This window comes from Streptomyces laurentii (genome assembly GCF_040635425.1).
GTDB lineage: Bacteria > Actinomycetota > Actinomycetes > Streptomycetales > Streptomycetaceae > Streptomyces > Streptomyces laurentii.
Genome location: NZ_JBEYHT010000002.1, coordinates 124,374 through 139,324 on the forward strand (window position 1 = coordinate 124,374; position 14,951 = coordinate 139,324).

General features: G+C 75.0%; 3 protein-coding genes. 1 reads left to right on the plus strand and 2 read right to left on the minus strand.

All coding sequences use genetic code 11. The features are described 5' to 3' along the window. Positions 1-3: 3 nt before the first annotated feature. Positions 4-6,474, minus strand: a complete 6,471-nt coding sequence (locus tag ABZ693_RS02065; protein WP_359872326.1) for a non-ribosomal peptide synthetase — start codon at positions 6,472-6,474, stop codon at positions 4-6. Continuing rightward, on the minus strand, positions 6,471-12,914 hold the full coding sequence (locus ABZ693_RS02070) for a non-ribosomal peptide synthetase (protein WP_359872328.1): 6,444 nt from the start codon (positions 12,912-12,914) through the stop codon (positions 6,471-6,473). Before ABZ693_RS02070 ends, ABZ693_RS02065 begins: the two co-directional genes overlap by 4 nt. A 352-nt stretch (positions 12,915-13,266) precedes the next feature. Between ABZ693_RS02070 and ABZ693_RS02075 the strand changes: the two genes are divergently transcribed. Continuing rightward, positions 13,267-14,898 carry an AMP-binding protein gene (locus ABZ693_RS02075; RefSeq protein WP_359872330.1) on the plus strand — a complete coding sequence of 544 codons (1,632 nt, stop codon included), beginning with the start codon at positions 13,267-13,269 and terminating at the stop codon, positions 14,896-14,898. Positions 14,899-14,951 lie beyond the last annotated feature (53 nt).

The following is a 14,951-nucleotide window of genomic DNA, read 5'->3' on the forward strand; positions in this document are numbered from 1 at the left end:
GTCTCAGGCGGAGTCGTCGTCCCACTCCGCGGTGAACTCGTCCAGCTCGTCCTGGTCCAGGGCGACCAAGGGCTCGTCGGGGGCGGCGGCGGGCTGCCTGGCCTCGGAGTCGAGCTGCTTCGCCAGCGCGGCCAGACCGGCCACGGTGCGGCCGGCGAACACATCGCGCGGGGCGATCTCGTACCCGGCCCTGCGCGCCCGGGTGACGAGCTGGATGGACGTGATGGAGTCGCCGCCCAGGTCGAAGAAGCTGCTGTCCGCGCCCGCCCGGTCGACCTGGAGCACTTCCTGGAAGAGCGCGCAGAACAGCTCCTCCGCCTCGCCGCGCGGGGCGCGCCCGGTCGCGGCGGCGCTGAAGTCCGGGGCGGGCAGGGCGTTCCGGTCGAGCTTGCCGCTCGGGGTGACCGGCCAGGCGTCCAGCTCGACCACGGCGGCCGGGACCATGTAGTCCGGCAGCACCGCGCCGACCCGCTCCCGCAGGGCCGCCGGGCTGACCCGCTCCCCCGGTGCGGCGACGACATAGCCGACGAGGCGCCGGATGCCGGGGGTGTCCTCGCGGGCGACGACGACGGACCGCTCCACGGAGGCGTCGGCGGTGAGCGCGGCCTCGACCTCGCCGGGCTCGATGCGGAAGCCGCGGACCTTGACCTGCTCGTCGCTGCGGCCCAGGTACTCCAGCTGCCCGTCGGCGGTCCACCGGGCGAGGTCGCCGGTGCGGTACATCCGGGTGCCGGGGGCGCCGTACGGGTCGGCGACGAAGCGCTGCGCGGTGAGCGCGGCGCGGCCGAGGTAGCCGCGGGCGAGCCCGACACCGGCGATGTGCAGTTCGCCGGGGACCCCGGGCGGGACCGGGCGCAGCGTCTCGTCCAGCACGTAGACGCGGCTGCCGGCGACCGGGCGGCCCATGGGCGGGGCGGTGCGCCCGGCCAGGGGTGCGCTCATGGTGGCCATGACGGTGGACTCGGTCGGCCCGTACGCGTTGACCATGCGGCGTCCGGCGGACCAGCGGGCCACCAGGTCGGGCGCGCACGCCTCGCCGCCGACGACGAGTGTGACGCCCTCGGGCAGCCCGCCCTCGGGCACCACGGCCAGCGAGGACGGCGGCAGCAGCAGGCAGTTCACCCCGTACCGGGCGACGGTGTCCACGAGCGGCTGCCCCGGCAGGAGTTCACCGGCCGGCACGACGACCGCGCAGGACCCCGTGAGCAGTGCGGTGCACAGCTCCCACACGGAGGCGTCGAAGCTGGGCGAGGCGTAGAGCAGCACCTTGCCGAGCGGCTTCACGCCGAGCCCTTCGGCCTGGGCGGCCGTCATCGAGGCGAGGCCGCCGTGCGTGACGAGGACGCCCTTCGGGGTGCCGGTGGAGCCCGAGGTGTAGATGACGTACGCGGCGGACGCCGGGCGTAGCGGGCCCGTCCGGTCGGCGTCGGTGAGGTCGGCGTCGGAGGTGGATTCGGGGACCGTCAGTTCGTCCACGTACAGCCGGGTGGGTCCGTCCTCCTGGGCGGGCAGGCCCTCGGCGGCCTCGCGGGTGGTGAGGACGAGGTGCGGGGCGGCGTCGCGGAGCATGAACGCGATCCGGTCCGCCGGGTAGCTGACGTCGAGCGGCAGGTAGGCGGCGCCCGCCTTGAGCGCGGCGACGATCGACACCACGGAGTCCGTCGAGCGCGGCATGGCGACGACGACCAGGCGTTCGGGTCCGGCGCCGTGGGAGACGAGGACGCGGGCCAGGCGGTTGGCGCGGGCGTCGAGTTCGGCGTACGAGAGGGTGCCCCCCGGTCCGGTGACGGCGGGTGCGTCCGGGCGGGCGGCGACCTGCCGGGCGAACAGCTCGGGGAAGGTGGCCGGGGTCGCGGCCCGGGCGTCGGCTTCCCGGTTGGGCTCGGCGACCAGGCGGTCGAGCTCGGGTGCGGAGAGCAGGCCGATGCGACCCGTCGGCAGGTCCGGGGTGGCGACGAGGGCGTCCAGGACGCGGCCCACCACGGCGAGCAGCCGGTCCGCCTCGTCGTGCGTGAACAGGTCTCCCCGGTAGTTCAGTTCGAGGCTCAGACACTCGCCGGGGACCACGACCAGGCTGAGCGGGTAGTGGGTCGCGCCGGGCGCCGCGGTGTCGTCCACGGAGATCCGGAGGCCGGGCACCTGCTCCTGGACGGCGGCCCGGTCGACCGGGGTGTTCTCGAACCCGAGGACGGTGTCGAAGAGTTCGCCGTGGCCGGCGCTCTGCTGCACGGCCGCCAGGGAGACGTGGTGCGCCTCACCGAGGGCGGCCTGCTCGTCCTGGAGCCGGGCCAGGACGCCGGAGAGGGGCTGCCCGGGCTCCCAGCGCACCCGGACCGCGATGGTGTTCATCAGCATGCCGACGACGGACTCGGCGCCGGGCAGCTGCGGGGCGCGCCCGGCGACGGTGGCGCCGAAGACGACGTCGCGGCGGCCGGTGAGGCGGCCGAGGGCGACCGCCCAGGCGTACTGGAGGACGGTGTTCAGGGTCAGCCCGTGGGCGCGGGCGGCGGCCGTGAGCGCACGGGTCTCGTCGGCGCCGAGGCGGTGCGCGACGAGGTCCGGGACGACGGCGGCGGCCGCGTCGGCGCCGGGGGCGACCAGGGTCGGCCCGTCGAGCCCGGCCAGCGCGTCCTTCCACAGCTGTTCGCCCGTACCGTCCAGGGAGGCGAGCCAGCCGAGGTGGTGGCGGTACGGGGTGACGGCCGGCAGGGACGCGGAGGCGCCGCCGTTCGCGTACAGCTCGAAGAGGTCGCGGAACATCAGGGGCAGCGACCAGCCGTCGAGCAGGATGTGATGGTGCGTCAGGAGGAAGAGGTGGCGGTCGTCGGCGAGCTTGACCAGGGTGACCCGCACCAGCGGCGGTTCGGCCAGGTCGAAGCGACGGACCCGGTCCTCGGCGAGCAGGGCGGCGACCCGGTCGCGCTGGGTCTCCTCGTCGAGCCCGGTGAGGTCGAGGTCCGTCCACGGCAGGGCGACGGCGGCGGGCACCACCTGCACGGCGGCCCCGCCGGCCGGGCGGACGAACGCGGCGCGCAGATTGTCGTGCCGGGCGAGCAGCGCCTCGCAGGCGGTGCGCAGCACGCCCGGGGCCAGCTCCCCGGCGAGTTGCAGGGGGCGCTGGGTGTTGTAGACGTCGACGCCGTCCTCGGCGAGCAGGGCGTGGAAGTGCATGCCCTGCTGGAGCGGGGTCAGCGGCAGGACGTCCAGGTGCCCGGGGTAGTCCCGCTCCAGCTCCGCCCGCTCCTCGGCGCCGAGGGTGACCAGCGGCCCCTCCGGTGGCACGAACGAGGGCTCGGCCTCGGCGGTCGCGGTGGCGGTGGTGGCCAGCGCGGCGACGGTGCGGTGGGTGAAGACGTCCTTCGGGGTGAGCACGAGCCCCGCCTTGCGCAACCGGGAGACCAGCTGGAGGGAGAGGATCGAGTCGCCGCCCAGGTCGAAGAAGCTGTCGTCGGCACCGACGCGTTCGACGTGCAGCACCTCGGCGAACAGCTCGCACAGCAACCGTTCCCGGTCGTCCTTCGGCGCCCGGCCGCCGGCCGTGCCCGCGAACTCCGGGGCGGGCAGGGCGCGCCGGTCCAGCTTGCCGTTGATCGTGAGCGGCAGCTCGGGCATCGTGACGACTGCGGCGGGCACCATGTGCGCGGGCAGCGCCCCGGCGAGCCGGCCGGGCAGCCCGGCGATGTCGGCGGAGGCGTCGGCGGGCACCACATAGGCGACGAGGCGCTTGACACCCGGCTGGTCCTCGCGGGCCACGACGGCCGCCCGGGCCACGGCCGGGTCGGCGGCGCAGACCGCCTCGATCTCGCCGGGCTCGACGCGGAAGCCGCGGATCTTGACCTGGTCGTCGGCGCGCCCGGCGAACACCATCGTGCCGTCGGGCAGCCGGCGGCCGAGGTCGCCGGTGCGGTACATGCGGGCGCCGGGCCCGCCGAAGGGGTCGGCGACGAAGCGTTCGGCGGAGAGCCCGGGGCGGCCGAGGTAGCCGCGGGCGAGCCCGGCCCCGGCGATGTACAGCTCGCCGTCGGTACCGGCGGGGACCAGGCGCAGCCGGTCGTCCAGAAGGTAGACGCGGGTGTTGTGCGCGGGGCGGCCGATGGCGGGGCGCTCGCTGTCGCCGGTGCGGCAGAGCATCGCGTCGACGGTGCACTCGGCGGGGCCGTACAGGTTGTAGCCGTTCAGGCCCTCGGTGGCGCGCAGTTCGTCCCACAGGTCGTCGCCGACGGCCTCGCCGCCGAGCGCGAGAGTGGTCGGGCGGTGACTCCCGGCGGCGAGGAGCCCGGCCGCGAGGAGGGTGCGGGCGAAGCTGGGCGTGGTGTCGAGGACGTCAATGCGCCGCTCGGTGACGTACGCGGTCAGCGCGTGCGGGTCCTTGCGGGTCTCGTCGTCCACCAGGTGCAGTTCGTGGCCGCCGGTCATCCACAGGAGCTGGCTCCAGGAGGCGTCGAAGACCAGCGCGTTGGTGAGCGCGACGCGCATCCGACGGCCGCCCGCCGCCTCGGACTCCGGCGCGAAGAACCGGTCCCGGTGGCTGTGGAACATGTTCACCAGGGCGCGGTGCTCGACCGCGACGGCCTTGGGCGTGCCGGTGGAGCCCGAGGTCGAGATGGTGTACGCGAGGTGCGCGGGGAGCAGCGGGGCGGTGCGGTCGGCGTCCGTGAGGTCGGCGTCGGAGGGCGCCCCGGCACCGCCGTCGAGCCGGTCGGCGAGGGCGTCGAGCGAGAGCCGGTCCGGCCCCCCGTCCGGGAGCCCGGCCGCGACGACGTCCGTGGTCACCAGGAGGACCGGATCGGTGTCGGCGAGCAGCGCGGTGATCCGGGCGGCCGGGTACTCGGGGTCGATCGGCAGGTAGGCGGCCCCGGCCTTGAGCACGGCGAGGATCGCCACCACGGTGTCGGCGGTGCGGGGCAGCGCGAGCGCGACGAGGGTGTCGGGTCCGGCGCCCCGGGCGGCGAGGAGCCGGGCGAGCCGGTTGGCGCGGGCGTTGAGGGCGCCGAAGGTGAGGGCCTGCCCGCCGCCGACGAGGGCGGTCGCTTCGGGGGTGGCCCGCACCTGCGCCTCGAAGACGTCGGGGAGCGTGGCGTCGGGGACCTCGCGGGCGGTGTCGTTCCAGGTGTAGAGGGTGCGGCGGCGCTCCTCCTCGGTGAGGAGGTCGACGCGACCGGCCGGGGTGTCCGGGGCGGAGACGAAGCCTTCGAGGAGCAGCCGGAGCCGGCCGAGGAGCGCGGTCGCCACCCCGGTGTCGAAGAGGTCCTGGCGGTGGTTGAGTTCGAGGCGCAGTTCGTCGCCCGGGTAGACGGCGAGGCTGAGCGGGTAGTGGGTGCCCTCGTGGGCGTCGTGGCCGGTGGCCTCCACGATGGAGATGGCCATGCCGGGGATCGCCTTGGACGCGGCGAGCGGGTCGATCGGGAAGCTCTCGAACGCGACGGTGGTGTCGAAGAGTTCGGTGTGCCCGGTGGTCCGGTGGATGTCGGCGAGGCCCAGGTAGTGGTAGCCGCCGAGGCGGGCCTGCTGGTCCTGGAGCCGGGCCAGCATCGCGGACAGCGGCTCGACCGGGTCGATGCGCAGCCGGGCGGGCACGGTGTTGATGAGCAGGCCGACCATGTGGTCGACGCCGGGGATCTGTGGCGGGCGGCCCGCGACGGTGGCCCCGAACACGATGTCGTCGCGCCCGGTGAGGGAGGCGAGGAGCAGCGCCCAGGCGCCCTGGACGACGGTGTTGAGGGTCAGTCCGCGCTGCCGCCCGGCCGTGCTGAGCGCGGCGGTCAGTTCGGCCGGCAGGTCCGCGATGACGCGCTGCTGGCGTCCCGGGGTGCCCGCGGCGGCCGCCGGGGCGACCAGCGTCGGTTCGGCGAGCCCCTCCAGCGCCTCGGCCCAGGCGCGTTCGGCATCGGCCCGGTCCTGGGCGCCGAGCCAGCCCAGGTAGTCGCTGAACGGGGCGACCGCCTCCAGGTCGGGCAGGCCGGCGTCGCCCCGGGCGCGCCGGTAGAGGCGGAAGACGTCGCGCAGCACGATGGGCAGGGACCAGCCGTCGACCAGGATGTGGTGGTTGGTGATGACCAGGACGTGGCGTTCGGCGCCGAGGCGGACGAGGGTGAAGCGGACGAGCGGGGGCCGGGCCAGATCGAAGCGGCGTTCGCGGTCGGCGGCGAGGAGCCGGGTGAGCCGGGCCCGCTGCTCGGACTCGCCGAAGCCGCTGAGGTCGCTCTCCTCCCAGGGCACCTCGACGGCACGGGCCACGGCCTGGACGGCCTGTCCCGATCGGCGTTGCAGGAAGCCCGCGCGCAGACCGGAGTGGCGTTCCAGGAGTTGCCCGCAGGCGCGCTTCATGGCGTGCGCGTCCAGGGCCCCGGCCAGCTCCAGGGGCGTCTGCATGTTGTAGAAGTCGACGCCCTCGGTGTCGTAGAGAGCGTGGAAGAGCATGCCCTCCTGCAAGGGGGACAGCGGCAGCACCGCTTCCAGTGAGGTCTGCTTCACTTCGAGTTCTCCCATTGGGCTTCGAGCTCTTCGAGCTCGTCCAGGTCGAGCGGGACGAGGGGCTGCTGGGCGGGGGTCCAGTCGCCCTCGCCCGCCGCGACGTCCTTGGCGTGGGGGGCGAGCGCGGCGACGGTCTTGTGCGTGAACACGTCGCGCGGGGTGAGGTCGAGCCCTTCGGTGCGGGCGCGGCCGGCCAGCCGGATCGACATGATCGAGTCGCCGCCGAGGCCGAAGAAGTCGTCGTCGATCGAGACGCGTTCCAGGCCGAGCACTTCGGCGTACAGGCCGCAGAGCAAGGTCTCGCGGGCGTCGCGCGGTTCGCGTCCGGCGGGGGCCGCCGAGAACTCCGGTACGGGCAGGGCCTTGCGGTCCAGCTTTCCGTTCGGGGTGAGCGGCAGGGCGGCGACCTCCATCAGGACGGACGGCACCATGTAGCCGGGCAGCGAGGCGGCGAGGTGTTCCCGGAGCGCGTCCGCGTCGAAGGAACCCGCGGCGGGGACGGCGTACGCGACGATGCGCGGGGCGCCCGCCCGGTCCTCCCGGACGATGGCCGCGGCGCGGGCCACCGAGGGGTCCGCGGTGAGCACGGTCTCGATCTCGCCGAGCTCGATGCGGTGGCCCCGGATCTTCGTCTGGTGGTCGGCGCGGCCCAGGTATTCCAGCTCCCCGTCGGCCCGGCGGCGGCCGAGGTCGCCGGTGCGGTACATCCGGGTGCCGGGCGCGCCGTACGGGTCGGCGACGAATCGTTCGGCGGTGAGCCCGGGCCGGCCCGCGTAGCCGAGGGTGACGCCGCGCCCCGCGATGCAGATTTCGCCGCTCACCCCCGGGGGCACCGGCCGCAGCCGGGCGTCGAGCACGTACACCCGCAAGTTGGAGGCGGGGCGGCCGACGGGCACGGCGGCGGGTTCGGCGCCCGCGATCGCCAGGTGGCTCGTGGAGTAGACGGACACCTCGGTCGGCCCGTACAGATTGTGCAGGGCGGCCCCGCTCACGGCGCGGAACCGTTCCACCAGGCCCGAGGTCATGGCCTCGCCGCCGCAGAACACCCGCCGCAGCCCGTCGCAGCGGTCCGCGCCCGGCTCCTGGACGAAGACTTCGAGGGTGGACGGGACGAACTGGGCGACGGTGACCTTCTCCCGGCGGATCAGGTCGGGGAGGTAGCCGGGCCGGGTGTGCCCGTCCGGCTCGGCGATCACGACGGCGGCGCCGGTGATCAGCGGCCAGAAGATCTCCCACACCGAGGGGTCGAAGCTCATCGAGGTGCGCTGGAGGACCCGGTCGCCGGGGCCGAGCGGGAACGCGTCCTGCATCCAGTGCAGGTAGTTGGCGACCCCGGCGTGCGCCACGACGATGCCCTTCGGGCGGCCGGTGGAGCCGGAGGTGTGGATGACGTAGGCCGGGTGCAGCGGCAGCGGGCGGTCCGGGGCGGGGCCGTCGGCGGCCGGGGCGCCCGAGACCAGCGCCGCGTAGTTCGCCGGGTCGATGACGAGGACCGGGTCGGCGTCGCTGAGCATGTTGCGGACCCGCTCCGCCGGGTACTCCGGATCGATCGGCAGGTAGGCGGCCCCGGCGCGGTGCACGGCGTGCAGGGCGACGATCAGCTCGACCGAGCGGGGCAGGCTCACCCCGACGACCCGGCCGGGCCCCGCCCCCTTCGCGACGAGCGCGGCGGCGAGGCGGCCGGCCCGTGCGTCGAGTCCGGCGTACGTGACGGTCTCGGCACCGCAGACGACGGCGACCGCGTCCGGGGTGCGGGCAGCCTGGGCCGCGAACAGCTCGGGCAGGGTGGCGTCCGGGAAGGCGCGGACCGGGCCCTCGCCCGCCGTGAGCGCCGCGGCCGTCTCCTCGACGGTGAGCAGGGAGATCCCGGCGACCGGCCGGTCCGGGTCGGCGGCGAACGCCGCGAGGGCGAGCCGGAGCCGGGTGAGGACGGCGTTCGCCTCGGCCTCGCCATACAGGTCGGCCCGGTAGGTGAGTTCCAGGCGCATCCGGTTGCCGGGGGCGGCGATCAGGCTGAGCGGGTAGTGCGTGGCGCCGGTGGCGTCGGACTCCTCGACGCTGATCCGCAGCCCCGGGACGGCCCGGCCGATGGACGCGCGGTCCACCGGGGCGTTCTCGAAGACCGTGCTGGTGTCGAAGAGTTCGGGCATCCCGGTCAGCCGCTGGAGCGCGGCCAGGCCGAGGTGGTGGTGCCCAGTCAGCGCGGCCTGCTCCGACTGCACGGTGGCGAGGAGCGCGGCGAACGGCTGCGCGGGGTCGACGCGGACCCGGACCGGGACGGTGTTCATCAGCATCCCGACCATCTCCTCGACGCCCGGGAGCAGGGGCGGCCGGCCGGAGACGGTGGTGCCGAACACGACGTCGTCGCGGCCGGTGAGCAGCGCGAGGAGCAGCGCCCAGGCACCCTGGACGACGGTGCTGGTGGTCAGGCCCCGGGTGCGGGCGGCCGCGTTCACCGCCCGGGTCAGCTCCTCGTCCAGCTCGGTGACGGCGAGGGCCGGGGTGCCGGTGGCGGCCTGGGCGCCGGGGGCGACGAGCGTCGGCTCGTCCAGGCCCGCGAGCGCGGTGCGCCAGGCGTCCTCGGAGGCCGTACGGTCCTGGGCGGCGAGCCACGCGAGGTGGTCGGAGACCGGGACGGCGGACGGCAGTGCGGACCCGGCTCCGCCGTCCGCGTACAGCAGGAACAGGTCCCGCAGCACCAGCGGCAACGACCATCCGTCGTACAGGATGTGATGGTTCGTCAGGACGAGCAGGTGCTCGTCCGGGGCGGTGCGCACGAGGCCGAAGCGGATCAGCGGCGGCGCGTCCATCCGGAAGCGGCGGGCCTTGTCCGAGGCGAGCAGCCCGCTCAGCGCGGCGGCGCGCTCCGGCTCGGCCAGGTCCGCGAGGTCGTGGAACGCCCAGTCCGGTTCGAGGCCGCCGCAGATCACCTGCACGGGCACCCCGGACCCGGCGCGGTCGAACGCGGCGCGCAGCGCGGGATGCCGGTCGAGTACGCCCCGGCAGGCGCGGCGCAGCGCCTCGGCGTCGAGCGGCCCGGCGAGCCCGAAGACCTTCTGCACGTTGTACGGGTCGGGACCGGCGTCCGCGTCGCCTTCGCGGAGGGCGGCGCCGGAGTAGAAGGCGTGGAAGAGCATGCCCTCCTGGAGTGGGGCGAGCGGGAGCAGCGCCTCCGCGTTCCGCCCGGCCCAGCGGGCGCGCAGGGCCGCGGCCTCCTCGGGGCTCACGGGTTCGGGGATCGGCGGGGCGTCGGCCCGCTCGTCGCCGGGGGCGTCGATGCCCGCCGCGTGGGCGGCCATGGCCGCGACCGTGCGGTGCGTGAAGACGTCCTGCGGGGTGAGGCCGATCCCGGCGCGGGCGGCGCGGGTGACGAACTGGACGGCCACGATCGAGTCGCCGCCCAGGTCGAAGAAGTTGTCGTCGATGCCGACGGCGGTGGCGCCGAGGAGTTCGCCGATCAGCTCGCACAGCAGCCGCTCGCGCTCGTCGCGCGGGGCGCGGCTCTCGGCGGCGCCGGTGAACTCCGGTGCGGGCAAGGCATTCCGGTCCAGCTTGCCGCTGGGGGTGAGGGGCAGCGCGTCGAGCACCACGACGGCGGCGGGCACCATGTATTCGGGCAGCCCGGCGGCGGCCAGCTCCCGCAGCGCGGCGGGCTCGGGCATCGCGTCCGGGCCCGGCACCACGTAGGCGACGAGGCGGCGCACGCCGGGGGCGTCCTCGCGGACGACGACCGTGGCGTGCCCGACGGCCGGGTCGGCCGCGAGGACCGCCTCGATCTCACCGGGCTCGATGCGGAAGCCGCGCACCTTGACCTGGTCGTCGCCGCGCCCCAGGTATTCCAGCTCGCCGTCGGACGTCCAGCGCGCGAGGTCGCCGGAGCGGTACATGCGGGCGCCGGGCTCGCCGTACGGGTCGGCGACGAACCGCCCGGCGGACAGGCCGGGGCGGCTCAGGTAGCCCCGCGCCAGGCCGGAGCCCGCGATGTAGACCTCGCCGGCCACGCCCGCCGGGACCGGGCGCAGCGCCTCGTCCAGGACGCGCACCCGGGTGCGGTGCACGGGGCGGCCCATGCGGGGCACGGTGCGCCCGGCGAGCGGGTCGCTCATGGTGGTGATGACGGTGGACTCGGTGGGCCCGTAGGCGTTGACCATGCGGCGGCCGGGCGACCAGCGCTCCACGAGGTCGGGCGGGCACGCCTCGGCGCCGACGACCAGCGTGACGCCCGGCGGGATCGAGCCCTCGGCCATCACGGACAGCGCGGAGGGCGCGAGCAGCAGGCAGCTGACGCCGGTCTCGGCGATCAGGGCGGCCAGGGCGGGCCCCGGCTGGAGGCGTTCGGCCGGGGCGACAACCGCGCAGCCGCCGGTGAGGAGCGCGGTGCACAGCTCCCACACCGAGGCGTCGAAGCTGGGCGAGGCGAACATCAGGACGCGCTCGCCGGGCCGCAGCGCGAGCCGGTCGGCCTGGGTGGAGGCGAGGGCGGCGATCCCGGTGTGCGGAACCAGCACGCCCTTGGGACGCCCGGTGGACCCGGAGGTGTAGATGACGTACGCGGTGTGACCGGGGCGCAGGGGCGCGGTCCGGTCCGCGTCGGTGAGGTCGCTGTCGTCGGAGTGCGGCGCCAGGGACGCCTCGTCCAGGACGAGCTCGTCCAGGAAGAGGCCGCCGACGAACAGCTCGTCCAGGAACAGCTGCTCGGGGAGGCCGGCGAGGCCGTCGAGCCGGGCGGCGGCCGCGCGGGTGGTGAGCATCAGGGCGGGGCGCGCGTCGTCCAGCATGTACGCGATGCGCTCGGCCGGGTACGACACGTCGACCGGAAGGTGCGCGGCGCCCGCCTTGAGGACCGCCAGGACGGCGACGACCGCGTCCGGTGAGCGGTCCATGGCGACGGCGACCCGGGTGTCGGGACCGGCGCCCATGCGGGCGAGGAGGCGGGCGAGGCGGTTGGCGCGGGCGTTGAGCCGTTCGTACGAGAGCGTGGTCTCCCCCGCCCGTACGGCGTCGGCGTGCGGGGTGGCCCGGACCTGCCGCTCGAACAGCTCGGGGAAGGTGGTCCCGGCGTCCGGCCGGCCGGTGTCGTTCCACTCCACGAGGACGCGTTCGTGCTCGTCGGGGCCGAGGAGCGGGAGGCGGCCGATCGGGAGGTCGGCGGGGGCGGTGGCCAGCGCGGTGAGGTAGCGCAGGAAGCGGTCCTGGTGGGCGGCGAGTTCGTCCTCGGTGTAGCGGTCGGCGGGGGCCTCGAAGTCGATGGCGGCGCCCTGTCCGGTGCTCTGGGAGCGGACACTGATGTTGAGGTCGGGGACCGGGCCGCCCTGGAGGGTGCGGGCGTAGGTGGGGTGGCCGTCGAAGAGCAGGTCGCCGCTGCCCGGGATGATGTTGACCTGCACCCCGAAGAGGTGACCGCCGCTGCCGACGAGCTTCAGGTCGCGCCGCAGGTCGTCGTACGGGTAGTTCTGGTGCTCCAGGAGCTCGGCCAGCCGGGACGCGACTTGGCGCAGCAGCTGGGAGCGGGTGGTGGCCGGGTCGACGGTGAGCCGCAGCGGGAGCTGGTTGGCCATCATCCCGGGGTTGTTGCGGGCGATGTCGGTGCGCCGGGCCGCGACCGGGACGCCGATGGTGAGGTCGCGCTGCCCGGTCATGCCGTGCAGATACGCGGCGACCGCGGCAAGCACCGGGACCGTCCAGGTGGTCCGGGCCTCGCGGCCGGCGGTCCGGAGGGCGGCCAGCGCGGATTCGGGCAGCTCGGCGGTGCGGGTGGGCAGCACCTCTCCGGCCCGGCCCGGCACCGTGCGGTCGGACAGGGTCGCGGTCTCCGGCTGCACCGCGAACCGGGCGAGCCAGTAGGCGCGGTCGCGCGCGAAGCGGTCGGACGCCCGGTAGGCGGCCTCTTCGGCGACCAGCTCGGCGAGGGTGTTCAGCGGGGCGCCCGCGGGCTCCTCACCGGCCGCCTCGGCGGCGTACAGCTCGGCGACCCGGCGCGTGAAGAGCACGCTGCCGAAGCCGTCGATGAGGATGTGGTGGCAGCGCTTGTACCAGATGAAGTGCGCCTCCCCGAGCTTCAGCAGCACCTCGTTGAACAGCGGGTCGCGGACGAGGTCCAGGGCGGTGTGCCGGTCCTCGGCCATCCAGCGCAGTGCCTCGGCGTGCGGGTCGGGCCGGTCCGAGAGGTCGATCTCCCGCAGCAGTTCGCCGGCCTGCGCGACGGCCGTCTGGTACGGGCCCTGCGGGCCCTCGCCGAAGGTGACGTCGAAGGTGCCGCTCTCGACCTCGGCCCTGCGGACCGCGCGCCGGAGGAGACCGGCGTCCACCGGACCCCGGATCTCCAGGTAGTCGGCCAGGTTGAACGTCGAGGTGGGCGAGGCGAGCCGGTGCGCGAACCAGACCCCGCGCTGGGCGGCGGTCAGCGGAAACGGGGTGCCTTCGGTGACGAGCGGAGTCATCGGACGACGACCACCTTCCCGGCGCGTTCCAGCGCGCCTCGGTCTGGTGCCCTGGGCCGGATCGCGGGGTGTTCAGCGCGGTCCGCAGGGCGGGACGTCCGGCGGTCGTGGGGCGCCGGGGTGACGGCGGGCGCGGCCGCCCCGGGACGTGCGGGGCGGCGACGGCAGGGTGTCGACAGGCCGGCGCCGTGGCATCGATGCTCGCCGAACGCATGTGCGGTCACCAGGAAAGCAACCGGCAACCGGCGTCGCCGGCTGCCGGGGCGAGTTACCGGATTCTTGCCTGGAAGGGGCCCGCCGCCGCTCGGCATGATGCGCAGCAATGCCCGCAGAGGCTGAGAGGACCACTGCTTTGACCCGTCCCGAGAGCTATCCCGACCGCGCCCTGCTGGAGTGGCTGACCGACGCGCCGGCCGACCGCGGGCTCTACTTCGCCGGACCCCGTGACAGCTGGGACTTCCACTCCTACCGGTCGCTCGCCCGGCTGACCCTCACCACCGCCGCCGCGCTGCGCGCGCACGGGGTGCGCCACAACGACGTGGTGGTCGTGGTGCAGCGTTCCAGCCCCGGTTTCGCGGCCAGCCTGTTCGGCGCGCTCGCGGCCGGAGCGACGCCGTCCTCGATCGCGCCGCCGTTCGCGTTCCAGCGGAGCGAGGACTACCAGCGCCACGTCGACCACCTCTTCCGCACGGCGGCCCCGGCCCTCACCATCTGCGACGAGGACTCCTTCGAGGCGGTCAGCAAGACGTGCGCCGGGCTCGGCATCCGCCGGCCGGTGCTCTTCGATGAGCTGGTGCGCGACGTGGAACCGGCCGCCGCCCCGTACCCGCTGCCGGACCACGCGCTGCTCCAGTTCACCTCCGGGTCCAGCGGCTTCTCGCGCGGGGTGCGGGTCGCGTCCGACGCGCTGCGCGCCAACATCACCGCGATGCGGCGCCGGCTGCGGTGGCGGCCCGAGGACGCCGGCATCAGCTGGATGCCCGTGCACCACGACTTCGGCCTCACCGGCTGCCTGATCAACATGGTGGTCACCGGGTGCGACGGCTGGCTGATGCAGCCCGAGCACTTCCTGCGCGACCCGGTCCGCTATCTGCGCTGCATCAGCGAGAACCGGATCGGCCTGACCGCGATGCCCAACTTCGGCCTGGCGTACATCCTGCGCCGGGTCCGCCCGGCCGCCCTGGAGGGCCTGGACTTCAGCGCCCTGCAATCGGTCAGCCTGGGCGCCGAGCGCATCGACCCGGCCGCCCTGGAGGCGATCGAGGCGCTGCTCGGCCCGTACGGCTTCCGGCGCGGCGTCTTCACCCCGGCGTACGGGGGCGCGGAGGCGACTCTCGGGGTGACCGGCCTGGCCCCGCACGAGGGCTGGACGGCCTCCGCCCCGGACAGCGAGGACGGGCGGCCCGGCACGGCCCGCATCGTGGGCTGCGGGCGCCCGATGGAGGGTGTCACGGTGTCCGTGCTGGACGCGGACGACCGGCCCGTGCCGGACGGCACCGTGGGCGAGATCGTCGTCGGCGGGACGTCGGTGCGCGGCAACAGCTATGTGGGCGAAGCGGGTTCGGCGTCCGGCACCAGCCTGGCGTCGGGCGTGCTGCGCTCGGGCGACGCCGGATTCCTGCGCGAAGGCCAGCTGTTCGTGCTGGGCCGCCTCGGCGACGGCATCAAGATGAACGGCAAGATGGTCTTCGCGGAGAACCTGGAGGGCCGACTGCACGAGCTGGGCGTCCCTGAGCGCCGGGCGGCGGTCCTGCTGGGCTTCCGCGACGGCGTCGCGACGGCCGCCGTGGTCATGGAGGGCGCGAAGCCGGAGTGGGACGCGGTCGCCCGGGAGGTCGTCACGGAGTCGCTGCCCGACGCGGAGCTGCTGCTCGTCCACGTCCGCCGCAGCGGCCTGGCGGTCACGTCGAGCGGCAAGCCGCGCCGACGGCTGATGTGGAAGCAGCTGTGCGACGGCACGCTCGCGGACACGGCGGCGGTCTGACCCGTACGCACGCACACGAAGAGGGGCCGGTCGCCGACCGGCCCCTCTTCTGT